The organism is Marinococcus luteus (assembly GCF_034497705.1).
GTDB lineage: Bacteria > Bacillota > Bacilli > Bacillales > Marinococcaceae > Marinococcus > Marinococcus luteus_A.
Window position 1 is genome coordinate 177,793 of the sequence record NZ_JAXRUV010000006.1, and the last position, 26,915, is coordinate 204,707.

Here is a 26,915-nt window from a genome sequence, read left to right on the forward strand (position 1 = left end):
CCTCCATTGATCAGCGGTCGAGCAGCTGTACCATCATCATCGCCTTACCGACGATTGCACCTTCGTAGTACAGTTCTACATCCACTTTTCCGTGTTTTCTTCCCACTTCAAGAATTTTTCCGTTCAAATCAATTTTACTTTCAATCTGTACCGGTCGGATAAAGTAAAGTGTTACGTTTTCTACAACCATGTCACCCTTTTTGTATTCTCTCAATAGACGCCGGCCAGTTTCTGTAACAAGAGACATAATAACTCCGTTTGCCACTGTCCCAAGCGCGTTAGTCATCTGCGGGGTAACATCGCATTCAAACATAAATCCTGACCCGGGCGTAGCCTCCCGAAAACGGCTTGTCACCGTATCTTCGATGGTTTCCCCAACGTGTGGCTGGCGCTGCACCATCTGCAGTGCTTTTAATACGTCCTGCCGGCTGATGACTCCAAGCAGCTTTTTCGCATCGTCCATAACCGGAAGCAGCTCGATTCCCTCCCACACCATCGTGTGGGCTACCGAAGCTACAGACGTTCGTTCACTCACCGTGATTGGAGACTTCGTCATCACTTTTTCAATGGGGGTCTGCACAGAAGCCCCCAGGACGTCCTTCGCTGCCACCATTCCCTGGATTTTCATGTCTTCGCTGATCACCGGATATCTGCTGTGCCCAGTTTTCTGGTTCATTTCGTGCCATTTTTCCACAGTGTTATCCACAGTCATAAAATAGGTGTCCTGAAGTGGAATTAAAATATCGTTTACTACCACAATTTCCTTTTTAATCAACTGGTCGTAGATTGCCCGGTTAATCATTGAGGCTACCGTAAACGTGTCGTACGTCGTTGTAATTACCGGCAGCCCCAGTTCATCCGCCAGAGAAATAACATGTTCATTCGTGTCAAATCCGCCGGTGATTAAAACAGCTGCTCCGGCTTCAAGCGCAAGCTTATGCACCTGATAACGGTTGCCGACAATCAGGAGGTTACCTGGCTCCACGTAGCGCATCATCGCTTCGAGCTTCATGGCCCCGATAACGAAACGGTTCAGGGTTTTGTGCAGGCCGTTTCTGCCCCCGAGCACCTGACCGTCGATAATATTGACTACTTCAGCATACGTTAAGCGCTCAAAATTTTCTTTTTGCTTTTTTTCGATACGTATCGTGCCGACTCGTTCGATCGTACTGACAATTCCCTGGTTTTCCGCTTCCTTGATCGCCCGGTACGCTGTTCCTTCACTTACCTCTAAATTCTTTGCAATTCCACGGACCGAGATTTTTTCCCCTACATCGAGGCCCAGTATGTAGTTTAATATTTGTTCATGTTTGGTCGCCATAGGCAAAGTACCTTCCTTTTTATTTACGCATTTACCGGGAGTGTTCTGTCTGCGTAAATTACTAACTGTATTACTTCTTTTATATCTTCTGTACTATTACATTATACGGTTCAAGAACCCTCCCTTCAACTGCCTGCCGGCAATTGCATTAAAAAAAACCGCTCAGTCTGTTTTAATGACTGAACGGTTTTTTTAAGTGTTACAGCTCGATGGATCCGCCTGCTTCCAACGCTTTTCCTTTCAGCGGTGAAAGCGAGTCCACAAACTGATGCGGGTCCTGCTTAATAGGCGGCATAGTGTTGTAATGGATTGGGACTGTATAATCCGCGTTTACCCATTCTGCTGCCGTTTTGGCATCTCTCGGCCCCATTGTGAAGTTATCACCGATCGGAACGAATAAAAGATCAATCTTGTTTCTTTCAGCGATAAGCTTAATATCAGAGAACAAGCCGGTATCACCCATATGATAAACTTTCTTACCTTCTGCTTCGAAAATGATTCCGCTTGGCATCCCAGTATAAATAATCTTTTGTTCTTCTTCAAGGAAATAGCCGGAGCCGTGAAATGCCTGCGTCAGCTGCACGTGGCCGAAATCAAACGTATACCCGCCGCCGATATGCATCGGGTGTGTTTCTACATCCTGCCAGCCAAGATACTGTGCCAGTTCAAACGGTGCCACGACAAGCGCATTGTTGCGTTTAGCAATATCCACGGTATCGCCAACGTGATCAAAATGACCGTGAGTCAGCAGAATAGCATCTGCTTTTACTTCCTCCGCGTTCAAATCAGTTAACGGGTTGCCTGTAATAAATGGATCAATCAGGATCGTTTTGCCGTTCGTTTCAATCTTTACTACTGAGTGACCATGATAAGATACTTTCATGTATATCCTCCTCCGCAATCAAAAACTGTTTCCGAAGAACTATACCTTTTACAAAGCTGACTTAAACTGCCTTCCACTCACCTGTGTTTATGAAGCACATCCACACCGCCGGTTACTTCAATTACAGAGCCTGTAATCATATCTGCATCGTCATCCGTTAAAAACAAAATAGTTCTAGCAATATCACCGCCTGTTGCTGGCCTTCCTACAGGAATGGAGTCGTCGCTCACCTCTCTGCCTTCATGAATATCTGCTTCCTTAAAATTTTCGGTCACTACACCCGGGCACACCATATTTGCGGTAATGCCATGAGAAGCTTCTTCAATTGATATTGATTTTGTCAGCGAGACCAGACCGCTTTTCGCTGCAGCGTAGGCTGAACGATAAATCCATCCCGGGGCTGTCGGGGCGTTTTGAAAACCATACGTGACGAAACGGCCGAACTGCTGATGCCGCATAATCGGTATTGCCTTTCTTGCCAAATGAAAGGCAGCACTTAAATTACCGTCAATCATTCGGTGCCATTCTTCATCGGAGTAATCTGCCAGTTTTTTTTTCTCGAATATGTAGGGACCGGCGTTATTCACGACAATATCCAGACGCCCAAAGGCTGCATAAGCCTCCTCCACCATCCGCTCAACATCCTGCCTGGACACCATATCTCCCTGAACAAACTGAACACGGCTGCTTTCTTCTTCCCACTGCTTTTTCATCCTATAATAGGCTTCGTCTTTCTTTCGGTAAGTAATAGTCAATGTATATCCTTTTTCTTTTAAAGCTTCAGAAACTTTTCGGCCGAGGCCTTTGGTGCCTGCTGTAATTAACGCATGCCTCATCGTTATTCACCCGCCTTTATATCATCCATTAGTCATTTAATAGTGAAAATTATTTGAACATTTTTTACTTGTTTCTCCGACACATCCTTTTACCTACACACGATCGTTTTAAAATAAAAAAATAGGGAAAAATATCTATAGGAAAGAGAAATCCTACGACAAAAGGGGAGGATGGCATTGAGTAGATACGGAGTTATTATTGTTGCCGTCGACGGCTCAGACGAATCCAGAACAGCGTTTAAAAAATCTGTTGAGATCGCCCAGGAGCAGCAGGCAAAATTAATCATCTCTCATGTTATTGACACAAGAACATTCGCTACAATGGAACGGTATGACCGTACTATTATTGCACGAGCAGAAGAATATGGCAACGAACTGCTCGAAAACTACACCGCAGAAGCAAAAAATGCAGGGGTCCCAGACGTCGTCTCCTCGCTGGAGTTTGGTTCTCCAAAAACAAAAATCCCGCGTGAGCTGGCCAAAAACTATGAAGCAGATTTAATCATCACCGGGGCTACCGGATTGAATGCTGTAGAGCGTGTGTTTATCGGCAGCGTTTCCGAAGCCATTGCCCGCCACGCAAAATGTGACGTCTTAATTGTACGTAAATAAGCACCGGCAACGTTCCCCGTATCCATTAGGATGCGGGGCTTTCTATTGGTTATTCAGCCAGCAGTGTCTCAGTATCCAAAAAAGCCCCGTTTGGAGGGTTACTCCGGACGGGGCAGAAGCAGTACTTATTACGCTTGGTTTATTACCTTTTTTCCCTGCCTGATCGCAGCACGCACCTGTTCAAAGCCGGTGCCGCCTTCACTATTTCTGCGGCTCACGACAGTTTCAGGCTTTAAGACCTCATAGATGTCTTCTTCAAATGCTTCATTAGCTTCTTTAAATTCCTGCATGGAAAGGTCCGTAAGATACTTGTTGTTCTGAATGCAGTCCAGCACTAATTTGCCGACAATCTCATGGGCTTCCCGGAACGGCACTCCTTTAACAGCAAGATAATCCGCCAGTTCTGTCGCGTTAGAAAAGTCTTTGCTGGTTGTTTCCGCCATTTTTTCCGTACGGACTTCCATCGTTTCCACCATTCCCGCAAAAATGTCCAGAGACCCTTCTAGCGTCCGAACGGTATCAAACAGTCCTTCTTTATCCTCCTGCATATCTTTGTTATACGCAAGCGGAAGCCCCTTCAAAAGCGTATACAGTCCCATCAGGTTACCGTATACTCTTCCGGTTTTCCCTCGAATAAGCTCTGCCATATCCGGGTTTTTCTTCTGCGGCATAATACTGCTTCCTGTCGCAAAGGAATCATCGAGCTCAATAAACTGGAATTCCTGGCTTGACCAGAAAATCATTTCTTCGGCCAACCTCGATAAATGCATCATAACTGTGGAGGCCGCGCTCATAAATTCCAGGGCAAAATCTCTGTCGCTTACTGCGTCCAGGCTGTTTTGGTAAATATCATCAAAGCCGAGTTCTTCGGCAGTCTGTCGGCGGTCGATAGGGAATGTTGTTCCGGCGAGGGCCCCTGCCCCGAGAGGAGAAATGTTCGTACGTTTTAAGCTGTCCTCAAAGCGCCCGTAGTCCCGCTCAAGCATCCAGAAATAAGCCATCATGTGATGACCAAAGGATATAGGCTGGGCCCGCTGCAAATGAGTGTAGCCGGGAATAATAGTTTCCACATGCTCCTCTGCCTGCAGGAGCAGCGCCTGCTGCAGGGCCCGGATGGAATTCATAACGGTATATGTATGATTTCGCACATACAGATGAACATCTGTGGCCACCTGGTCGTTCCGGCTCCGCCCTGTATGGAGTTTGCCCCCTACCGGACCAATTTCATCAATTAAAAACTTCTCGATATTTAAATGAATATCTTCATTTTGAACCGAGTACTCCAATTCTCCGTTTTTTGCTTTGGCAAGCACTGCTTCCAGGCCGCGATGAATTTCGGAAGCTTCTTCTTCGGTGATGATTTCCTGATTTTTCAGCATATGTACGTGCGCAATACTTCCCTGGATGTCTTCTTCCACCAGTTTTTGGTCAAAAGGAATGGATGCCCCGAAGGCATCCACCCATTCTTCCGCTTGTTTTGTAAAGCGCCCGCCCCACAGTTTGGTCATACATTAACACCTTTCTTGTTAACTGCACTTTGTACTTTGGTAGGCAGACCCCACAGCTGAATGAATCCGACAGCTGCATTATGATCAAATTCGTCGTGTGTTGAGTAGGTAGCCAGATTTTCATTGTACAAGGAGTAGTCTGATTTTCTTCCTTCAATGATAGCATGGCCTTTAAATAATTTCACCCGTACAATACCTGTCACGTTGGTCTGTGTTTCTTTCAAAAACGCTTCAAGTGCCGGCCGTACCTGGGAGAACCAAAGTCCTTCATAAATCACTTCACTCAATTTTTTCTCAATAACCGGCTTAAAGTGCGCTACTTCTTTGGAAAGCGTCAGATCTTCAAGCTCTTTGTGCGCCTGAATCAGCGTCATAGCTGCCGGGCACTCATAAATTTCTCTTGATTTAATTCCAACCATTCTGTTTTCCACGTGATCAATTCTGCCAACGCCATGCTTACCGGCAACGTCGTTTAATTCCAAAATCAAATCCTGCAGTTCATAGGCCTGGCCGTTAAGTGCCACCGGCTTGCCCTGCTTGAATTCAATTTCGACGATATCTGCTTCGTCCGGCGTTTTTTCGAGCGGATTCGTCAAATCATACGCGCCTTCCGGCGGTGTAGCCCATGGATCCTCAAGAACACCGCACTCGTTGCTTCTGCCCCAGAGATTCTGGTCGACAGAATATGGATTATCGAGGTTGACTGGAACGGGAACATCATTTTCTTTTGCATAAGCGATTTCTTCATCTCTCGACCATCCCCACTCCCGTACAGGTGCGAGTACTTCGAGATCCGGATTAAGAGCCTGAATGCTCACTTCAAATCTTACCTGGTCGTTTCCTTTACCAGTGCAGCCGTGTGCTACCGCGTCGGCATTTGTCTGCTCAGCAATTTCCACAAGCTTCTTTGAAATCAACGGCCGTGACAACGCGGACACGAGCGGATATTTTTGTTCATACATCGTATGTGCCTGAAGGGCCGGAAGTACGAAATCCTCGGCAAATTCTTTCTTTGCATCTACCGTATACGACTGTACTGCCCCTACTTCCAGTGCTTTATTTTTTACAAACTCCAGATCTTTTCCTTCACCTACGTCAAGTCCTACCGCCACCACTTCGTACCCTTGACTGCTCAACCACTTAATTGCTACTGATGTGTCCAGCCCGCCTGAATAAGCGAGAACTACTTTTTTGTCTGCCATTCTTATTTCCCTCCAGATTATAATTGAATATTCATGCTTGATTAATTATTTTTATACATCGTTTTGAAAAAATTAAAAGGACCATCGCCTTTATTTATGATTACTGTATTCAACTTCTTTCATTACTTTAACAAGCCCGCAAAGAATTTGCAACCGGAAAATACAATTTTTTAGTATAAAAATTTATTTTTTTGATATTTTATGCGTTATCTGCCCTATATCATGCATTCCGGTGTATGTGCATGCACGAATCATAATCAGTGTTGAATGTTTTTGCTAAGCAGCCGGAGGCATACACAAATAAGCAGAGACGCCTGCACGGGCTTCTCTGCTGCATTTATTCCTGATGTTTTTCTGCCATTTCCATTAACCGCTGCTGAACATTACCGTAAACAGTATTAGAAGCGTAAAATCCATTTTCCCCTACCTCACCGGCATGTTCACTCATTAGTATTTCCATGCCTTCCTTTACAGTATCCACCGCCCAAATGTGGAAATCACCGGCCTCCACTGACCGCCTGATTTCATTTCGAAGCATTAAATGCTTAATGTTCTGCGTCGGTATAATTACCCCCTGGGTTTTTGTGAGGCCCTGTTTCTTACATACATAATAAAAGCCTTCAATTTTTTCATTCACTTCTCCAATCGCCTGAACATCACCAAACTGATTAACAGCCCCGGTCACAGCAATGTCCTGACGGAGCGGCACTTCTGCCAGAGAAGAAAGGAGCGCATAAAGCTCCGTGCTTGAAGCACTGTCACCGTCCACTAAATGATAGGATTGTTCGAAGGTGATGCTTGCCGCAAGCGGGAGAGGCCGGTCACTTGCAAATTCTGCCTGCAGATAGCTGGTCAGTGTATGAAGGCCCTTCGTATGAAAAGCTCCGGTAAGCTGCGATTCCCTGTCGATATTAACGATACCACCGCTGCCGGCATATGTACGCGCCGTGACACGGGTCGGATAACCAAATGAATAATCTCCTGTATGAGCTACCACCAGCGCATTGATCTGGCCAATTTTTTCTCCGTTCGTTGCGATATTGATTGTTCTGTCTTCAATTGCTTCATGAATGGCCGCTTCCGGTTGAGCCGAGCGGTAATTTGTTTCTTTCAAGGCAGCGTGCACGTGCTCTTGTTCAATTATGGCTGATTGTTCCTGCGCCGCCCAATAATCTGCTTCAATTAATAAAGATGTCACTTCGTGAAATTTAACGGAAAGCTTACGCTGGTGACCTGCTTCCCTCGTGCTGTAGTCAATAAGCCTTGCTACTGCTTCGGATGTCAGAGGACGCAGCCGTTTATTATCACAAAAGCAGGCCAGGAAAGTCGCGTATTGCCATATATTTTCTTTTGTCCGCTCCATGGTGGTAGTAAAATCCACCTTCACTTTAAAAAGCTTACGGAAGGTTTCATCTTCTTTTTGCAGTTTCTGGTATAAAGCATTCGTGCCGACAAGAAGCACTTTCGCCTGGAAGGGCACAGGCTCCGGCTCGAGATAAGTACTGGCAAATATATCAGAATCCTCATAAGGCGTCTCAAGCCGGATGTAGCCCAGCCGCATGGCTCTTTTTAATGCTTTCCACGCAAATGGATGCGATATCAGTTCTGCGGCATGAAGGATTAAAAATCCGCCATTTGCCCGGTGAAGAGCACCGCCTCTGATGTGGGAGAAATCCGTCGGCGAACCGCCATTGCGGCCAATTTCGACCTTTCCAAACAGGTTGACGTATGTCGGATGGGACTCATAAATGACAGGCGCGCCCGAATTACCGCTGTTATTCACCAAAATATTAATTTCATAACGGCGGAACGAAAAGTTCGACACAGCCGGACGCCCTTCCTGTGTTTCTTTTTCAGGCAGGAATTCCTGCCAGTGCTGAATAACATCCTTTTCCATGTCCGACAGAAATTTATGTAAGCCTTCATTGATATATTCATCTTTTAAAGTCGAAATAAAGCCCTGGATGGATGTTTGAACCATCTGCTCATCGGCTTCCCTGAGCTGGCGCCTTAAAATACGTTTAGCCACCTGCTGTTGTCTCAAAAAGTCGTTCACCTGTCTGGTAATCGCCTGAGACTCCTCCATAATATAATCCTGCCGTATTTTTGAAAGTTCGTTATAGCTTTCATCGCTGTGCGGTTCTCCGTCTTCTTTAAGAGGCACCGCCACGATGTCTTCTTCTGTTTTTTCAAGAGCAAACCCCTTTGCCGCGGCTTCCTCTTCAAGCTTTTCCCAATGATCATTAATCACTTTTTCATGCTTTTCCGCCATAGATACTTTTTTCCGCTCAAAGGACTTACTGCGAAGTGTCGCAGCAATCTCTTCCTGCAGATCCTCAATCAATTCTTTAATATCTTTAGCAAACGGCTCAGCCATGCCGGCGGGGATGCTCATCACCCTCGGCCGCCGGGGATCTTCAAAAGAATATGTATAAATCCAGTCAGCCGGCACCTGCCTTTTTTCTGCTGCTTCCTTTGCTTTTCTTCGGGCATATGTCGTTTTCCCAAGCCCGCTTGCTCCGGTTAAAAACATATGATAATTTTCATCCTGAATCTCTAAACCCATCTCCATAGCTTTCACTGCACGCTCTTGTCCAATCATTCCCTGAGTTCTATCTGTTAATTCTTTCGTTGTGTGAAAGGAAAACATGCGCGGATCGCAGCGCTCCGCTAATGCTGAGACAGGAAGTTTGCAGCGCATTTCGGCTGTTTGCATAAATCTGTCTCCCTTCAAAGTACTGTTACTCCTTCTTTCCCATTATCCAGAGAATATATGCAGAAATATCATATATTTTGTAAAAAACTCCTGCTTCATCGAAACAGGAGTTGAGTCTGACTTATTGAGCCTGGCCGAGCCGGACTGTGTCACGGGCAATCATTACTTCTTCATCAGTAGGAACCACTGCGACAGCCACACGGGAGTCATCTGTATGAATAAAAGCCTCTCCCGAAGCCTCATCGTTTTTCTCTTTATCAATTTGAATACCCATAAATTCAAGGCCTTCCATTACTTTTTCACGGACCAGAGCACTATTTTCCCCTACACCGGCAGTAAATATAACTGCATCGACGCCGTTCATACTGGCTGCATAGGTGCCAATATATTTATGCATCCGCGTCAAATATATATCAAGCGCTGTCTGGGCTCTTTCATTACCTTCCCCTGCCTGCTGAACGACATCGCGGAAATCACTGGATGCTCCGCTTACGCCAAGTAGGCCGCTCTTTTTATTCAGTGTATCAATAACTTCGGCAGCTGTCTGACCGGTTTTTTCCATTAAATACGGGATCAGTGCCGGATCAATGTTGCCGGATCGTGTACCCATCATTACGCCTGCAAGCGGCGTGAAGCCCATCGATGTATCGACGGAAGCGCCGTGGTCCACCGCCGTGATGCTGGCACCGTTGCCGATATGGCAGGAAATGATTTTCAAGTCATTTTCCGGACGATCCATTAACTCTGTCATCCGCTGACTTACATATTTATGGGAAGTTCCGTGAAAGCCGTATTTACGCACACCATACTTTTCGTAGTATTCATACGGAACACCGTATAAATACTTTTCTTTTGGGATCGACTGGTGAAACGCTGTGTCAAACACTGCTACAGATGGAACATTCGGGAGAATATCACGAAACGCTTTAATGCCAACAATGTTAGCGGGATTATGAAGCGGAGCAAGCTCGCTTACATTTTCGAGTTCGCTGAGTACCTGGTCTGTAATTAAAACAGAATCTGAAAATGTTTCGCCACCGTGAACTACCCGGTGGCCCACTCCTTCAATGTCATTAACATCGGTAATGACATTATACTTTTTTAATGAATCCAACAGGGCTTTTACAGCTTCTTCGTGGTTTTGCAGCGAAGGATATTCCGTTTTCTTTTCTCCCTGTACCTCTACGGTAATAAAAGGAGTCTCCAGACCGATCCGTTCCACGACCCCTTTAGTGATAATTGTTTCTTCAGGCATTTGCAGCAGTTGGAATTTCAGCGAGGAGCTCCCCGCATTAATAGCAATAATGGTAGACATTCTTTCTCCACTCCTAATAATTACTCTCTTTATTTATTGATAAACCCTTCTTGCACAAACCAGTCGTTGATCCGCTTCATCATATCCTGGAGTGCTTCCTGACGGCTGAATGATGGCAGCTCTGCCAATAGCGCCTGCCCCGGCTGTTTTACATCAGGGCTTTTCTTTTGAAGCATCCATATGCTTTTCGATGCTTCTTTGGCCTGAAACATTGTTTCCGGCAGCTGAAGAAGACCGAGCGTATGCGCATGTCTTTTTACATAGGCCTGAAGCTCCGCTGCTCTTTCATCCTCAAACAGGTTGTTTGGAATGAGAAGCACCATAAAACCACCCGGCTTCAGCCGGTTCATCATACCCTCCACAAGCAGGTGATGCACATAGGATTTTCCGTCCGTGCTTCCGAGCTGGTACAATTCGGCGATTTGATTTTTCGGATAATAGCCGACCGGAAGATCGCTCATGACCACATCCGGATTCGGTGCACCAAATTGTTCAATACTGTCCTGATGAAACAGCTGGACAGCATGCTCCTGCAGATTCGCCAGCGTGTAGGCAATTTTAATTAACGTTTCGTCAACCTCCGAACCGTACGCCTCAATATTTTTTTCTGACAGCTGGTTTAATACGGCTGATAACAGATTACCCGTTCCTACAGCCGGATCCGCAATAACAAATTCATTACGGCCATTCATCAGCTTGTCTACTAAATAACCCATGAAAATAGCAACAGCGTCCGGTGTAATAGCATGGTGCTGCTGCACGGACTGCTTCATTCCTTTAATCAGGGCGAGCTGAAACGCTTTGCGAATATCCTCCTGCTCCATCGCTTCAGGCATTTTCTTTTCCAGGCTTTGCTCCAAACGGTCTTTTTCTTCTGCAGATATGCGCTGCACCACCGTCCCCTGAAAGATATCCTCCCCGGCTTCGGCTATCGCTTCCAAATACGTTATACTCAGTTCCTGCTGTATCGTTTTCGTAAGGTCATCCAGCAATTCAAAAAGCTGTTCAACCGGTGTCGTTTCGTCCATGACACGCCCTCCTTCTGCAGCGTAATGCTTCACCACTCTCACTTTACAATACGCCAGTATAGCAGATGTGCCCTTTAAAGAGAAGTAATGAAAACGGAAAAAACCCGATTACTCTTCAGGCCTGCACACACAATAAATGACGCCTTTGCAGGCGCCATTTTATTCATTAGTTTGTATTGTTGGCTGCGTTAATTGCCGCCTCATAATCTGGATGGTTCGTCCCTTCTGAAACAATTTCCTTATAGGAAACTTCCCCTTCACTGTCCACTACGATCACCGAACGGGCAAGCAGTCTCATTTCATCCATTACCAGACCAAACTGTTCGCCAAAGTCCAGGTCTTTATGGTCGGAAAGTACTCGGACATTTTCAATTCCTTCTGCTGCACACCAGCGCCGCTGTGCAAAAGGAAGATCGCAGCTGATAGTCCATACTTCCACATTTTCAAGCGAAGCAGCTTCTTCGTTGAATTTCCTTGTCTGCTGTGAGCAAACACCTGTATCAATGGATGGTACTACGCTGATTAACCTTACTTTCCCTGAGGCATCACTTAACGATACCGGACTCATATCATTGGCAAGCACAGTGAAATCGGGAGCGTATTCTCCGACTTCGACTTTGTCTCCCACGAGTGTCACGGGCTTTTCTTTAAATGTTACTGCTGTCATTTTACTCCTCCTTCACTTTTTCTTCCGGGCATCATTTTCTTGTATGAATGACCCTCGTATCCGCAATCATATCATGAATACCAGCCTTCTGTGGTGTGAAGGCTACTACGATATACGCCAGATTTGTAATAACCAAACTGCGGTAGGCAAACCGGAGAACGATTTCCCTGAAAATGATATCGGACCATTTTAGTTTTTCCCGGTTCACCCGGACTACTCTCAAACCGAAAATCATTTTACCAAGCGTCTGGCCGTAAAATTTTGTCATCAGCACAAAATATCCGTAGGTGATTACTGCGTTAAACACAGCATACAATGTGATGAATCCCCAGATTTCTCCTTGCCCCGTAAAATAGAAAGGAGAAAGAAGAAGTCCGTTTAAGGAAAAAAGTATAATCAAATCGGTAAGGTAGGCCCAAAAGCGCATCCAAAACCCTGCGAATAATTCTTCCTTCGTTTCATTTCTTCCCTTGGAATTCTGCTTATCTGCTGAGCCGGGCAGAGAGTCAGCATTTTTATTATTATTTTCCGGCACTGTTTGTTCCGTTCCCTGGGGGTCTTCCGGATAGCCGCCATGTGTGGTCATCATTATCCCTCCTATCCTTCATACAAATACATCGGCCGCGGACTATCGCTTCCGACTGATTTCAGCAGTTCCTGAAGGCCCAGCAGTTCTTCATCGGAAATAAACATTCCTTGAACGCTATTTTGCAGTAGCGATTGCCAGCTAAAGCCGTCCGAAGTATAGCGTTCTACCGTGGCGTCTCCCAGGTCATGGTCTTCTTCCATCATTGCAATGGTGTCATCCGTAGTACCGAGTTCATCGACCAATCCATTCTCTTCTGCCTGCTCGCCCGTATAAATACGGCCATCAGCTAAATCCCTTGCCTTGTCTTCACTAAACCCTCTTCCATCTATTACAACCTGCAGAAAATCTTCATACATGTCGTCGACGATTCCCTGCATAATCTCTTCCTCTTCCTCTGTCACTTCTTCCGTAGGCGAGCCCATGTCTTTAAACTCTCCGCTCGTTATGTTCACGCCTTCAATGCCCAGGTTTTCAGCCAGCTCGGAGTAGTTCAGGGAAGACATAATCACACCTATCGAACCGGTTATAGTCGCCGAATGGGCGACAATTTTATCCGCCGGGGCCGCGAGGTAGTATCCGCCGGAAGCCGCCGTATTTCCCATTGAAACATACACAGGTTTATTTTCCTCCTCCTGCACCTCGACGACGGCATCGTGGATTTCATCGCTTTCAACGACTCCTCCGCCCGGACTATTTACATTAATAATAATGCCGTCCACATCTGCGCTCGATCCGGCCTCTTCCAAGTTACTTAGAAACTCCTCATGGTTGTATCCTTCACCGGAAAAAGCACCGGATCCGCCCGAGGATTGTATTGTACCTTCCACATCAAGCATAGCTATTTGATTATCCGAAGACCCCTCTTTTACTACGTCCTCCTGATTCTGCTGATTTTGCGCCTGGTTTGAAACTGTACTCCACAAGGAAAAAGCTGTCTGAGCGCCAAGCGAAACGATAAGAAGCACCGCTGCCGCTAATAAAGCAAACCACCTTTTTGCATTCATGATTGTTCCTCCGTTTCAATATTAATTTTAATTCTGCTCTCCTCCGGCATGAACACGACTTCGTCCCCAACAACGGTTGCTTCCACCTCGGCCATTAAAATCTCTTCCGGCTTTACTTGAAAAAGATCCTTCCTGAGCACCGTGAAGTCCGCTTTATAACCGGGAGCAATCCTGCCCAGATCGTGTTCACGGCTGATTGCTCTGGCACTACCTCCAGTATACAGCTCCACGGCTTCAAAAGGAGTTAGTTTTTCTTCCGGCATATAGCCGTTATGCGTATCCCCCGGGTTTTTCCGGGCGACAGCCGCATAAATTCCGGTTCTCGGGTCTACAGATTCAATAGGAGCGTCCGAGCTTCCCGCGCAGATGATCCCCTGATCGAGGAGCGTCTTCCAGGCGAAGGAATAATGAAGTCTTTCTCTGCCGAGACGTTCTTCGACCCAAGGGAAATCCGAAAGCACAAACCGGGGCTGCAGATCGAGTGCTACCGGCAGAGCCTTCAGCCGCTCCACCAAATCTTCCCTCGCGATTTGGACGTGAATAATCCGGTCCCGCACCCCTTCTGGCACCGGCCAGGCTTCTAAAGCATCTATCACATATTCCAAAGCTAAATCGCCAATAGCGTGAACAGCCACCGGCATATTTTCTTTTCTGGCTTCTGCTACGAGCTGTTTTAACTCATCTCTCGAATGGATAGCAACACCTGCTGTTTCAGGGGCATCATTATAAGGACGGCTGAGAAGGGCGGTACGTCCCCCGAGTGCTCCATCTGCAAATATTTTCATAGCGCCGAGCTCCAGACATTCATCAAGAAGACCATACGTATGGCCCTGCTGTATAAAGTCCGGAAACACTTCATGATGCACGAGAAGATGTGCCCGAAATGAAGTGGCGGCCAAAATATTTCTGAACGTATTCAATGTCCTCGTAAATCCGCCGTAGTAATTAAGATCTTCCGTATGTCCGCCGGTCAGTCCATATTGATGCATATGACTCACCGCTTTTCCAAGTGCTTCATGTAAATATTCCTCAGACACCTCTGGAATTTCATTTTTCACTAAATCGGCGGCCTGGTCGAGCAAATAGCCTGTAGGCTCCCCGTTCCTTGATTTAACAATAATGCCGCCCTCCGGGTCCGGAGTATCTTTATCGATACCTGCAGCATCGAGGGCGCGTGTGTTAACCAATGCAGCGTGGCGGCATATCCGTGTCAGCAGTAATGGATGAGCGGGCACTAAATCATCAAGCTCCTCCCGGTGGAAAATTTTCCGGTCAGGGAAATTGTTCTCATTCCACCCTTCTCCTATAACCCATTCTCCGGCAGGAATTTCTTTTGTTTTCTCCTTGATCAGTGCAGCCATTTCCTCCGCGGAAGTGCACTCTGACAAATCCAGCTGGATCATCGTTTCCCCCAGCCCGATCATATGTAAATGACTGTCTGTAAAACCAGGGTACATCGCACTCCCGTTTAAATCTACCCGGCGGACAGCAGCATTTTGCAGTTCTTTTTCTATCTCTCTGAGCACCCCTGCTTTTTCAATCGTCCCGTCCGAGGTTAAAACTGCCTCGACCCGTTCTTCTTCTTTTTTCATCGTATAAATATTTCCGTTATACCAAAGTGTTTTCACAGCATTAACCGCCTCTCCTTTTTACGAACGAATTCCCGTTTTGTTTCAATTTTTTCAAAATTTCATTCTAAACCATTTTCACAAGCGAAAAAAGCTCTTTAAAGAAGGTCTTCAAACTCTTCTTTTCCACTTTTCACATTAGATACAGAAATCACTTTCGTTTCAGCTATCGCTTCTTCAAACAATTCCTCTTTATTCAGGCGTTTTTCATACTTATAGACTAAACCAATTTTTGGTTTGGTGGCGGGACTGGCCGGTTGAAACACAGTACAGCAATCTTCATATGGTCGCACAGAAATATCATAGGTGCCTATACGCTTAGCCATGCTGATGATTTCTTCTTTGTCCATAGCAATCAGCGGCCGAAGCACCGGCACACTCGTTACTTCGTTGATAACATTCATACTTTCAAGCGTCTGGGAAGCTACCTGCCCCAGGCTTTCGCCATTTACTACTGCTCTGGCATCTTCCTTCTCCGCAATTTTGGTTACTATTTCAAGCATCGCTCTTCTTGTAATCGTCATCGTATGGTCATCGGGCACCTGCCTTCGGATAGCTTCCTGAACACGGGTAAATGGCACCACGTGAAGATTGATACTCCCTCCAAAACGGCTGAGAACTCGTGCAATATCTTCTACTTTTTGTTTCGCCCGTTCGTTTGTATATGGCGGACTATGAAAGTGAACTGCCTCGATCGTTACTCCGCGCTTCATGGCTAAATATGCAGCGGCCGGACTGTCTATGCCTCCGGAAAGCATACTGACTACTTTTCCACCAGTGCCTGTAGGCAGTCCCCCTGCTCCGTTAATACGCCCGCAGCTCACATAAGCTCCCTGCTCGCGAACGTCAATTTCCACGGTTACTTCCGGATTCTTCACGTCCACCCCTACGTCTTCGGCATGATGGAGGATATAACTGCCGACGCTTGGAGCTAGCTTAGTGGAATGAATAGGAAAATCTTTATTGGATCTTCTTGCTTCCACCTTAAACGTGGTTTTTCTACCCTTGTATTCCGAAAACATTTGATAGGCCGTCTGCTGTATCTCCTCTTCTGATAAGTCTGCTTTTCTCGCATAGCTGATAGAGGAGATTCCAAATACCGGCTTTACTGCTTCAATGACTTCTTCAGCAGGTTCCCCGAGCAGATTAATCGCAATACGTCCGTAAGTACGCCGCACTTCACAGTGGGGGAAACCTTTCACCGCGTGATCAATGTTTTCTCTTAACTGCCGCTCGAATTCTTTTCGGTTTTTTCCTTTTAAAGCAAGTTCGCCGAAGCGAATTAATAAATATTCTTCTCTCATTGCTGTTCCTCCATAACCTTTTTCAACTGTGGCAGCACTTCTTCGCACATGCTGCATAAATGAGCGGATTCCTCTTTCTTTGTGTCCGCTGTAAAACTTATTCTAACAGCACTTTCCGCAAGTTTCCGTTCTCCCGAAGCAGCCAGAATGACGGCCGATGGCTCCGAGTTTTTCGAAGCACATGCTGTTTTGGTGGAAATGGAAGCTCCCCTCTCCGCGAGTGCTTCAACGAGCACTTCTGGTTTTATTCCGGGGAAGGAAACATTTAATATGAACGGAGATCCTCCGGAAAAAGGAGAGTTGATCACTCCGCCGCTTTCCCGCAGCCGTTCAGCGGTCCACCATTTAATTTCTTCAATTCTGCTGCTGTTCGCAGCATAGCTTTCTTTTGCCAGACGAAGTGCCTTGGCCATAGCTGCAGCACCTGCTGTATTCTCTGTCCCTGAACGGAGCCCGCTTTCCTGACCGCCTCCGTGTATTAAAGGCTCCAGCACCGTTCCTGGATGCTTATACAACAGTCCCGTGCCTTTTAATCCATGGAATTTATGAGCGGACACCGTAACAAAATCCAGTCCCGCTTTTTCAATATTTAATGGGATTTTGGCCGCACCCTGTACGTAATCTGTATGAAAATAAATACCTGTGTAGGAAGAGAGTATTTTTCCGATTGCCTCGATAGGCTGTACTGCACCGGTTTCACTGTTTGTATGACCGATTGTAACAAGGATAGTATCCGGCTCTAATGCCTTAGGCAAATCCTCTATCATTATACGACCGTCTCTACCCACCGGCAGGTATGTTACCCGATACCCTTTTTCTTCTAAATGGACACAGGTTTCCATCACTGATGGATGTTCCACGGCCGTTGTTATAATATGACGGCCAAGATTTTTTCTCGCCTCTGCGACTCCTTTTAATACCATATTATTTCCTTCCGTACCACCGCTCGTGAAAAAGCAGCGCTCTGGTTCCACGTTTAACTCCCTGGCGATCTGGCTTCTCGCAGCTTCAAGCAGGCGTTCAGCTTCGCCGCCCTTATGGTGAAATGAAGAAGGGTTGGCAAAATAGCTTTCGGACGCTTTCCTGTATGCACTCAGCACTTCCTCGTATGGCTGGGTGGTCGCACTGTTATCAAAATACATTTTCAAATTCCTCCCAGCATTCACTAATATCATAAAAAAGAAGCCTGAGTTCAGGCTTCTTAACTATTTGCTTGTCGATTATGCCTCTGTCAGCTGCATGTCAGACTCCTGCAGAACCTCTGTTACAAACCGGTCATCCATTTTCCGCACAGACGATGAAGCCACCTGCAGGGCATGCTCATACTGGCCTTTGCGAAAAGCACTCTCTGCTTCTTTCAGGCTTTGGTCGAGTTCAGCCTCTTTGCTGCGGTATAAATTTCCGCGCTGGATGATACGTTCGGTCATCAACGCCTGCTCTTCCATACGCCGAAGCATTGTGGAAACAGTGCGGACACTCTCTTCTGCCTGAGCTACCGTTTCACGCACCTGCGACATTTCAAGCGGCGTTTCAGAAAGGGCCGCAGCAGCATGAGCAATTTTATCATCCGCTGATTCTTTTTCATTCAAAAGTATTGGCGGAAGCTTAGGAAGCCTTGTACGCTGCATTCTCATTTCTTCGATGCGGTTCTGGCGTTTTAGCTCCTCAAGTGTTTCCATTGCCTGTGTTTCATCTTTTCGGAGTACGCCGAGCTGGCTCTCTGCTTCCAGAATTCCCGACTCAACTTCTTCCTGCTTTTCAAGAATTTGTTTTAATTCCATCTCAATATGCGTAAAGGAATGTTCTTTGTTTTCTTTTTGCTCCTGTAATTGTAATACGCTCTTTCTAATTCCATCAACCTGTCGTTTTGATGAAGCAATCAAATGGTCTGTTTCCGACGGAATCCGGTAGTTGGCTTCAATAAATTCTTTTTCTACTAACAGCGTCTGCATCCGCGTCGATAACTGTTCTCTGCCTTCATGAACCTGAGGAAGTAGACGCTCGACCTCGGCACGGGCTTCCACTTCCTCTTCAAGAATGCGGTACACTTCTTCATTGTAGGCATCCATTTCACCGAGGCGTTCTGCAACCCCTTCAAGGTCCAGGTTTTCAATCCGCGTCTGCAGTTGCTCAGCCTCTGCTTCGTTTTCATTCAGTCGTTGTTCAAATGCAAAAGCATCCATGGGGTATCCCTGCTCTTCCATTTCATACAGTCCGGCGCGCAGAGATTTCCACTCCTCCGGCAGACGCCGCCGTACTTTTGCAAGCATGTCTGGGACCGCATAAAGCGATGCTTCTTCACGTTCTAAATCTTCATCGAGCTTCTCTCTGAGCTGTTTGGCTTCAGATTGATTCCCCTGCTCCACCGCTTCATAAAAAGCTTCAAAAGAAGACTGGAGGTCACGCATGTGCTGATCAAAAAGCGGGGCTGTCTTGCCGAGCGTGTGCCAGTTCTGGGAAACAAAACGTTTTATTTCTTCATATTTCTGTTCCGACTCTTCAATGCCGCGGCGGTTCTCAGATTCATTATGTACCAGCTCTTCTATTTCCAGAAAGATATTATTGATTTCCCCTTCGATACTGGCTAGCTGTGTATCTACGGCAGCAGTAATCTCTGAAGCCTGACTGAATTTGTACTTGTCTGCTTTTTCTTCCGCATCATAAAGAGCCTTTTCAATATCCGGCAGATGTTTTCCCACGATTTCGTCCCAGTCTTTGCGCCATGATTCAAACTTTTCTTCTGTTTCTCCCGACATTGTCATGCCCTTGACCCGCGCAATCTCTTCAGCTACAGGCTGGTCCGCCAAATTCGCCCTTGCATCCTCCAGGCGGTCTACTTCCCGGTAAATGCGTCTGCGTCCCCATGCTCCATATATGACAAACGCGGCGATAATGATAACCAGAACTATAATTACAATTGTTGTCGCCAAATTCCTCACTCCAGTTTTCCCCGCTGTGCATCCTTGTTTTTCAATAATTTACACGTTATGGGTTACTTATACTGATCTCATACTTTATGTGCACGAACGTACTCAAAATATTTTTTAAACTATGTTTGCTCTAACTTATGATAACATGTAAACGCAGTGATTGTTATATGACGATAAAGAAAATTTCGAGAAAATCCATTTTCCTTATTTCTTAATTCCGCCAACCCCATTTTAATAATATTTTCCACAAAACAAGGAGTTTATACCTATGACAATTACTCGTGACGGCCACATTCACTCCCCCTTCTGTCCGCACGGAAGCAGGGACTCATTTCACGACTATATTGAAGCTTGTATCAAAAACGGAATAAAAACGATCAGTTTTACCGAGCACGCTCCTCTTCCCGAAGGTTTTACAGATCCTGTACCGGATAAAGACAGTGCCATGCCGCTTGCACAACTCGATAAGTACCTCCATGATTTAAATGACCTTCAGTCAGAATACCATAGCGATATTTCTATTAAAAAAGGACTTGAAGTAGATTTTATTGAAGGATTTGAGAAAAATACAGAGCAGTTTATGAACACGTACGGCCCTGAGCTTGAAGATTGCATTCTTTCCTCTCACTTCATTAAAATAAACAGTGAATATATATGTATAGATTTTTCTCCGGATCATTTTGACCGCTACATTCGTCTAAGCGGATCACCGCAAAAAGCAGCGGAATTGTACTATAGTGCCGTTCTCCGCTCCACTCAGGCTCACCTTGGGAAATACGCACCGAACAGAATCGGGCATATGACTCTTATTCGGAAGTTTCATAGAAATTACGAATATGATTTTCTTGATCAAAATGCTATTGAAGCTATTTTGCAGGAGGTTAAATCCAGAGGGTTTGAACTTGATGTGAACGGTGCCGGGACAATGAAAGAACGGTGCCTCGAGCCATACCCGCATCCCTCGGTAATACAATCGGCATTAAGGATGGGGATACCGCTTGTATACGGCTCCGATGCCCACGCTTCTTCGGGGCTGCTCGCGGGCAGTAACGATATTTCAGCTCTTGCAGGGGAGCAACTACGATAATGAAAGAGGGATCTTCATGTCTTTTCAACCAGTTTCTTATGACTCATCTTTAGAGAAAAGCTACCACACATTATGCCAGCAGGCGAAAGCATTATTTTCAGACGAGAACAATCACACCGCCAATTTGGCTAACGCCTCCGCTTTGCTTAACCAATTTTTGTCCAACGTAAACTGGGTTGGCTTCTACATTTGGAGCGAAACAGAAAATGAACTGGTTCTCGGCCCATTCCAGGGACTGCCTGCCTGCAATCGCATCACCCCGGGAAAGGGAGTTTGCGGCACAGCTTACCAGAAAAAACAGACGGTCCGCGTGGAGGATGTGCATGCCTTTCCGGGCCACATCGCATGTGATGCTGCCAGCCAGTCAGAAATAGTAGTTCCGTTGTTCACCCCTGAGGGGGATGTTTACGGCGTGCTCGACATTGACAGCCCTGTACTGAACCGTTTTTCTGAACAGGAAGAGGCCTTCCTTCGTCAGTTTGCCGATGAAATTGAAAACGCACTTTTTCCACCTGAAAATTAACATCCTCCGCCGGGCAAGCTTAAATTAAGATTGCCCGGCTTTTTTATTTCCTACGGAAATTTTCAATTAATTTTTATTTAAATCTTCCCAGCCCAAACATATTGACTTGCCATTACCTAGAAGTTATAATGACGGTTGTGTAAAAGACAGCCTGGGCAAGCCTTGCATGTGCTTTCCATTTTGCTCCTTGCTTTCAAGCAAGGTGTGTTGCGTAACCCCTAGCTGTCGGGGCGAAGACATACGAGGGCAAAATGAGCATGACGGGAGATTCGCCAACAGTGTTTTTATACCAAAATTTGTTTTAATAGAGGAGGATGCCATTATGGCACGCTATACAGGTCCAACCTGGAAAAAGTCCCGCCGCTTCGGCATCTCTCTCAGTGGTACAGGAAAAGAACTCGAAAAACGTCCTTATCCGCCGGGAGAGCATGGTCCAACGCAGCGCAGAAAATTATCCGAATACGGTGTTCAGCTGCAGGAAAAACAGAAGCTTCGTTTCATGTACAACTTAAATGAGCGCCAATTCCTGCGCACATTTAACATCGCTGGCAAATTGCCTGGTGTACACGGCGAAAACTTCCTGATTCTACTTGAATCCCGTCTCGATAACCTTGTTTATCGTCTCGGTCTTTCCCGCACGCGCCGCGGTGCACGCCAGCTGGTTAACCACGGCCACATCACTGTAGACGGTAATCGTGTAGATATCCCGTCTTACCGCGTAGAGCCAGGAAAAACCATCAGTGTTCGTGAAAAATCCCGCAACATGAGCGCTATCCAGGACGCACTTGAAGCTAATTCTTTCGTTCCGGAATATCTCACGTTTGATGCTGACAACCTTCAGGGCACGTACAGTCGCTATCCTGAACGTTCTGAGCTTCCTGCGGAAATTTCCGAAGCACTAATCGTTGAGTACTACTCTCGTTAATAGTAAAAATCCCGTGCAGATAGATATCTGCACGGGATTTTTATGTTTGTCCGGTTTTTTCAGCCGGCTTTTATTCATTGCTTTTTAAAATCAGAAAATATTTCTTTTTGCCTCTGCGCATAATGATAAATTGATCGTCAATTAAATCATTATTTCCTACAGTTTTGTCTGTACTCTGTTCCCTCTCACCATTAATATATACAGCACCGTTCTGTACATCTTCCCTGGCCTGTCGTTTTGAGCCCGCTATGCCCGCTTGAACTAAAAGATCCACCAGGTTTTGTTCTTCTGCTTCCATCGTGTACGATGGTACATCTTTAAAGCCCTGGGCTATTTCATCTGCTGTCAGTGCTGTCAGTTCACCCCCGCCAAAAAGAGCTTTCGTAATGTTTTCAGCCTGATTCAGTGCTTCCCGGCCGTGGACAAACGAGGTGATCTCCTGCGCCAGTCTCCGGTGAGCTTCTCTTTTTTCAGGCTCTGTCTGCATCTTTTCTTCCAGCTCTTTCATTTCTGTCTGATCAATAAACGTAAAGTAGCGTATAAACTTTAATACATCACGATCGTCCGTATTAAGCAGAAATTGGTACATTTCGTATGGAGATGTTTTTTCGGGATCGAGCCATATTGCGTAGCCGGCTGTTTTTCCAAATTTCGTGCCGTCGGCTTTGGTCACTAACGGGATTGTCATGCCGTAAGCAGGAGATTTTTCCTCGTCTTCATATTCAAGGCGGCGAATCAGCTCTAAACCGGCCGTAATATTGCCCCATTGATCGCTGCCGCCGATTTGAAGCGTACACTGGTGGTTTTTGTAGAGATAGTAAAAATCAATTGACTGCATTATCTGGTAGCTGAATTCCGTAAAAGAAATTCCTTCCTGAATACGGGATTCCACCGATTCTTTCGCAAGCATATAATTGACACTGAAATGCTTCCCAAAGTCTCTCAGGAAGCTGATGAGAGTCATGCTTCCAAGCCAGTCATGGTTGTTTACAATTTCTGCCCCATAAGCACCATCAAAATCGAGGTATTTCTCAAGCTGGGTGCGAATTTTTTGTGAAAAACCTTCCACAATTTCTGGTTCGTTCAGAGAGCGTTCTGCGTTTCTCCCGCTCGGATCCCCAATCATCCCTGTGCCACCGCCTACAAGAGCAATTGGCTGATGCCCGTGCAGCTGCATTCGGCGCATCAAAATAATAGTCAGCAGATGACCAATATGAAGGCTGTCTCCTGTAGGATCGAATCCACAGTAAAAACGGAGCTGTCCGTTGTTCAACTGATTCTTAAGTCCTTCTCTTTCTGTCACCTGATTCACAAGTCCTCTTTCTTCTAATTCCTCCCAAATGCCCATAACTTTCCCCTTTCTGGTTTAAAAAAGCACTAAACTTGGATATATAATTGTAGGTACATAAAAAAGTCCCTCTTCGCTTCGAAAAACGAAAAGGGACGGTGATGACCGCGGTACCACCCTTGTTGGAAGCGTGAGCTTCCCGGCTTCATGTTGATAACGATGCATTACACCGCTTCAGGTCTTTTTTAATCAAAGATCTGGAAGGAGCTCTGGATGTGTAATTCGCCAAAGGCTGCAGTTCGACTTTCAGCTAACGTCGACTCTCTGTGACTGTAGGTCCTATGGTTACTTTCATCCTTCATAGCTGTATGTTATAGTTTGTTTTCAAGTTTGCACTTCTTTTATTTTTAGCACAAGACTTTCAACACTGTCAATGTATGAATCCATAGACAAAGCAACCTACAGAAGGGAGATCGTAATAATTATGGGGCGCCATGACCAAACAAGTTCAAGAAATACCCCTCGCATTATTGGTCTTTCATTTCTCACCCTCTTTATCGCTTTTATTTTAGCTGTTTTATTTATCGGGTCGATCGGTGCAGGCTTTTTCGCATCCTTGGTTAAAGGGCAGGAAGCGTACACAGAAGAAGAAATGGAAGAATCTATTTATGATTATGAAGAAGACAGCACGGTTGTTTTTGCCGGAGGAGAAGAAGTAGGAAGTCTGCCAGCGGACATCGAACGGCAGAGAATTGAATTAGACGAAGTATCGCCGAATCTAGAAGATGCTTTTCTTTCTACTGAAGATCGTTCTTTTTATGAGCATAGTGGGATTAAACCACGCTCTTTAATGCGGGCTACATACCAGGAGCTGTCTGATGCCTCTACGCAGACTGGAGGGTCTACTCTAACTCAGCAGGTAGTAAAAAACCAAATCCTTACAAATGAAGTTTCTTTTGAAAGAAAAGCAAGGGAAATAGCATTAGCTTTAAGAATGGAAAATTACTTTTCCAAAGATGAAATTTTTCAGGCTTATATAAATATTGTTCCTTTCGGCAGAAATTCAGACGGGGAAAATGTAGGTGGCGCCCAGGCGGCTGCACAGGGCATTTTCGGTGTGGATGCTTCGGAGTTGAATGTAGCTCAATCCGCTTACATATCAGGCATGCCGCAGAACCCTTACAGTTATACCCCTTTTGAAAGCAATGGAGAAGTGAAAGATGATTTATCCGCAGGACTGAACCGTAAAAATGAAGTACTGGATAATATGCTCGAGGTAGGCTCAATCACTGAGGAAGAATATGAAGAAGCCAAAAATTACGATATTCGTGAGAATCTTGCCGAGCCTACAGAAGAGGAAGCAGAAGAATATCCTTATCTTATTTCGGAAGCCCAGCGTCGGGCTACCACGCAGATAAGGGACCAGCAGTTAGAAGAAGATAATCGTCAGTTAGAAGACCTTTCTGATGAAGAGAGACAGCAATATAATGAAACAGCCAGCCGGGAAGTTTCTGAAGGCGGGTATGAAATTGAACTTACTGTTCAAAAAGATTCCTATGATGCCATGCAACAGGCCGTGGAAGATAATGAATATCTTGGGCCTGATCAAGGAGACCAGCAGGAACAAGTCGGTGGAATGATGATTGATAACCAGTCCGGGGCGATATTGAGCTTTATTGGCGGGCGTGATTTTGAAGAAAGTTCCTTGAACTATGCTACTCAGACCCGGAGGCAAAATGGTTCAACCATGAAACCTCTGCTTGCATATGGGCCCGCCCTGGATGAAGGTTTAATTCACCCGGGACAGATTGTTCCGGATATCCCGACTGAATATGAAGACAGCGATACGGAAATCTCTAATTTTGATGGAGAGCACGAGGGACTTATTGATGTCCGACAGGCCCTTGTGGAATCACGTAATGTCCCGGCAGTCCGGACATTTGATATGCTTGACCAAAGTACCGCGCAAAGCACTTTGGAAAACATAGGCATGGAAAATGCAGTGGAAGAAGAAGTCTATTCCTCAGCTGCCTTGGGAGGATTGAACCGCGGTGTGTCTGTAGAGCAGAATACCAGTGCTTTTAGTTCCTTTGGTAATAACGGGGAACATAACGAGCCTTACATGATTGAAGAAATAACTGATTTTCAGGGCGACACCATTTATGAACATGAACAGGAATCTGATAGAGCTTACTCTGAACAAACCAGTTATTTAATCACAGATATATTAAGAGGCGTACTTGGAGAAGATGGCACTGCAGATACGCTCTCGGATCGGCTCGATTTTAATGGAGACTGGGCCGGTAAAACCGGTACTACTAATGATGAATATGATTCCTGGTTTGTAGGTTACAACCCGAATGTAACATTTGGAGTGTGGATAGGTTATAATGAACCCGCAAGCCTCTCGGACTCTCATCAAGGCTTGTCTTATTCAGAGAGAAGCCAACAATTATGGGCTGATTTCATGAATGCTTCTTATGAAGCTAATCCTGATACTATAAATCCGGATGATAATTTTTCAGAACCTGAAGGAATTTCAGAACAAGAAATTTGTGGCCTCTCCGGAAAGCAGCCTACAGATCTATGTGAAGAAGCGAACCTGGTGAATGAGGATATTCTTAATGAAGAATACGCTCCGACGGAAGAAGACGACAGTTTGGAAGAAGTTGATTACGTAACAATCGATGGCGATCGTTACCCTGGTTTTGACGATACTCCTTCTGAATTTACAGAGGAAGGTACTTCCCTAAATGAAGATGTATTTAGAAATGAGGACGACTTAGAAGAAATCGAAGAATATCTGCCAGACGATTGGGATGACCTTGTCACAGCTGAAGAAGCTCCTGAAAATAACAGGGATCCTTCCCGGGTGACTGGAGTCTCTAATGATGGCGGCACCCTCACCTGGTCAGCCTCCGATGATAATGATGTAATCGGCTATCGTATCTTTAATGACGGCGACGAAGTCGACAATGTAATTGACCGGGAAACAACAGAATTTGACACTGATGGAAGCGGCGAGTATACTGTCCGCGCCGTAGATACTCACGGCAGGGAATCAAATGATTCCAGCGGAGCTGATGTCGGCGGTTCAAATGGCGATAGCGGTTCCGACAATAACAGCAATGATAATTCCGACGACAACAATGACTCCGGCAATAACAATTCCGAAGGCAACGAAGACTCGGACAGCAGCGACTCAGAAAACAACAATAATGAGTCAAGCAATGGTGACGCTGAAGAAAATACCGACAGTAATGATTCTTCAAACAACGATAACGAAAATCAAAACTCTGAAGACCCGGACACAAGCAACAGCTCCGGCAGTGATAATGAAGACAACAGCGGAGATGAAAATAACGAAAACGAAGGCGGGGATAATTCCTCTTCTGAAGATTCTTCCGGCGACAGCCCGGGGGCCTCTGAGGATAACTCTTCGGAGCCATCAGGCAATGACAGCACTGAAGAGACCGATGACTCCGGTGGAGAATCATCCACTGACGAAGAGGAATCCACTGAGGACTCCTCTTCTGCTCCTTCTGAGGA

General features: G+C 45.8%; 21 protein-coding genes and 1 other annotated feature. Of the genes, 5 read left to right on the forward strand and 16 right to left on the reverse strand.

Annotated features, from left to right (window positions below; translation table 11 throughout):
* Positions 1-10: 10 nt before the first annotated feature.
* From Q9M42_RS11185 to Q9M42_RS11195, 3 genes are all read right to left on the reverse strand, one after another.
* On the reverse strand, positions 11-1,321 hold the full coding sequence (locus tag Q9M42_RS11185) for a CBS domain-containing protein (RefSeq protein WP_322526549.1): 1,311 nt from the start codon (positions 1,319-1,321) through the stop codon (positions 11-13).
* A gap of 199 nt (positions 1,322-1,520) precedes the next feature.
* A complete protein-coding gene (locus Q9M42_RS11190; RefSeq protein ID WP_322526550.1) occupies positions 1,521-2,204 on the reverse strand; it encodes a metal-dependent hydrolase in 684 nt (227 codons plus the stop codon).
* Between the two features lie 77 nt (positions 2,205-2,281).
* Entirely contained in the window at positions 2,282-3,040 is a 759-nt protein-coding gene (locus Q9M42_RS11195; RefSeq protein ID WP_322526551.1) for an SDR family oxidoreductase, read from the reverse strand.
* Between the two features lie 171 nt (positions 3,041-3,211).
* Between Q9M42_RS11195 and Q9M42_RS11200 the strand changes: the two genes are divergently transcribed.
* Positions 3,212-3,652 carry a universal stress protein gene (locus Q9M42_RS11200; protein ID WP_027847224.1) on the forward strand — a complete coding sequence of 147 codons (441 nt, stop codon included), beginning with the start codon at positions 3,212-3,214 and terminating at the stop codon, positions 3,650-3,652.
* Positions 3,653-3,780: 128 nt separating this feature from the next.
* Here Q9M42_RS11200 and argH read toward each other — a convergent pair whose 3' ends face one another.
* The 12 genes from argH to Q9M42_RS11260 form a co-directional block, all read right to left on the reverse strand.
* Positions 3,781-5,160 (reverse strand): argininosuccinate lyase, encoded by a 1,380-nt coding sequence (gene argH / locus Q9M42_RS11205; protein WP_322526552.1) that lies wholly within the window; start codon positions 5,158-5,160, stop codon positions 3,781-3,783.
* A complete protein-coding gene (locus Q9M42_RS11210; protein ID WP_322526553.1) occupies positions 5,157-6,362 on the reverse strand; it encodes an argininosuccinate synthase in 1,206 nt (401 codons plus the stop codon). Before Q9M42_RS11210 ends, argH begins: the two co-directional genes overlap by 4 nt.
* Before the next feature lie 337 nt (positions 6,363-6,699).
* Entirely contained in the window at positions 6,700-9,078 is a 2,379-nt protein-coding gene (locus Q9M42_RS11215) for a Lon protease family protein (RefSeq protein ID WP_322526554.1), read from the reverse strand.
* A 121-nt stretch (positions 9,079-9,199) separates the two neighbouring features.
* Positions 9,200-10,393, reverse strand: coding sequence for an acetate/propionate family kinase (locus tag Q9M42_RS11220; RefSeq protein ID WP_322526555.1), 1,194 nt, complete (start codon positions 10,391-10,393; stop codon positions 9,200-9,202).
* A 29-nt stretch (positions 10,394-10,422) separates the two neighbouring features.
* Complete coding sequence (locus tag Q9M42_RS11225; RefSeq protein WP_322526556.1) at positions 10,423-11,421, reverse strand: class I SAM-dependent methyltransferase; 999 nt, start codon at positions 11,419-11,421, stop codon at positions 10,423-10,425.
* Between the two features lie 166 nt (positions 11,422-11,587).
* Entirely contained in the window at positions 11,588-12,088 is a 501-nt protein-coding gene (tpx, locus tag Q9M42_RS11230) for a thiol peroxidase (protein WP_322526557.1), read from the reverse strand.
* Positions 12,089-12,119: 31 nt separating this feature from the next.
* The gene (locus tag Q9M42_RS11235) at positions 12,120-12,677 is read right to left on the reverse strand and encodes an RDD family protein (protein WP_322526558.1); all 558 of its coding nucleotides are present in this window, start codon (positions 12,675-12,677) and stop codon (positions 12,120-12,122) included.
* 8 nt (positions 12,678-12,685) lie between these two features.
* Entirely contained in the window at positions 12,686-13,681 is a 996-nt protein-coding gene (sppA, locus tag Q9M42_RS11240) for a signal peptide peptidase SppA (RefSeq protein WP_322526559.1), read from the reverse strand.
* The gene (locus Q9M42_RS11245) at positions 13,678-15,309 is read right to left on the reverse strand and encodes an amidohydrolase (protein ID WP_322526560.1); all 1,632 of its coding nucleotides are present in this window, start codon (positions 15,307-15,309) and stop codon (positions 13,678-13,680) included. The genes sppA and Q9M42_RS11245 overlap by 4 nt, the downstream gene beginning before the upstream one ends.
* 98 nt (positions 15,310-15,407) lie before the next feature.
* Positions 15,408-16,613, reverse strand: a complete 1,206-nt coding sequence (gene thiI / locus Q9M42_RS11250) for a tRNA uracil 4-sulfurtransferase ThiI (protein WP_322526561.1) — start codon at positions 16,611-16,613, stop codon at positions 15,408-15,410.
* Complete coding sequence (locus tag Q9M42_RS11255; protein ID WP_322526562.1) at positions 16,610-17,755, reverse strand: cysteine desulfurase family protein; 1,146 nt, start codon at positions 17,753-17,755, stop codon at positions 16,610-16,612. The genes thiI and Q9M42_RS11255 overlap by 4 nt, the downstream gene beginning before the upstream one ends.
* A gap of 78 nt (positions 17,756-17,833) precedes the next feature.
* Positions 17,834-19,543 carry a septation ring formation regulator EzrA gene (locus tag Q9M42_RS11260; RefSeq protein WP_322526563.1) on the reverse strand — a complete coding sequence of 570 codons (1,710 nt, stop codon included), beginning with the start codon at positions 19,541-19,543 and terminating at the stop codon, positions 17,834-17,836.
* A gap of 268 nt (positions 19,544-19,811) precedes the next feature.
* Between Q9M42_RS11260 and hisJ the strand changes: the two genes are divergently transcribed.
* From hisJ to rpsD, 3 genes are all read left to right on the forward strand, one after another.
* The gene (gene hisJ / locus Q9M42_RS11265; RefSeq protein WP_322526564.1) at positions 19,812-20,630 is read left to right on the forward strand and encodes a histidinol-phosphatase HisJ; all 819 of its coding nucleotides are present in this window, start codon (positions 19,812-19,814) and stop codon (positions 20,628-20,630) included.
* Positions 20,631-20,646: 16 nt separating this feature from the next.
* On the forward strand, positions 20,647-21,153 hold the full coding sequence (locus Q9M42_RS11270; protein WP_322526565.1) for a GAF domain-containing protein: 507 nt from the start codon (positions 20,647-20,649) through the stop codon (positions 21,151-21,153).
* A 322-nt stretch (positions 21,154-21,475) separates the two neighbouring features.
* Positions 21,476-22,078 carry a 30S ribosomal protein S4 gene (gene rpsD / locus Q9M42_RS11275; protein WP_022793076.1) on the forward strand — a complete coding sequence of 201 codons (603 nt, stop codon included), beginning with the start codon at positions 21,476-21,478 and terminating at the stop codon, positions 22,076-22,078.
* 70 nt (positions 22,079-22,148) lie between these two features.
* Here rpsD and tyrS read toward each other — a convergent pair whose 3' ends face one another.
* Complete coding sequence (gene tyrS / locus Q9M42_RS11280; RefSeq protein ID WP_322526566.1) at positions 22,149-23,426, reverse strand: tyrosine--tRNA ligase; 1,278 nt, start codon at positions 23,424-23,426, stop codon at positions 22,149-22,151.
* A gap of 88 nt (positions 23,427-23,514) precedes the next feature.
* Positions 23,515-23,737, reverse strand: a binding site (T-box leader).
* Positions 23,738-23,850: 113 nt separating this feature from the next.
* On the opposite strand from tyrS, the gene Q9M42_RS11285 reads away from it, so the two are divergent.
* The coding region (locus Q9M42_RS11285; protein WP_322526567.1) for a transglycosylase domain-containing protein at positions 23,851-26,915 on the forward strand (3,065 nt) is incomplete at its 3' end.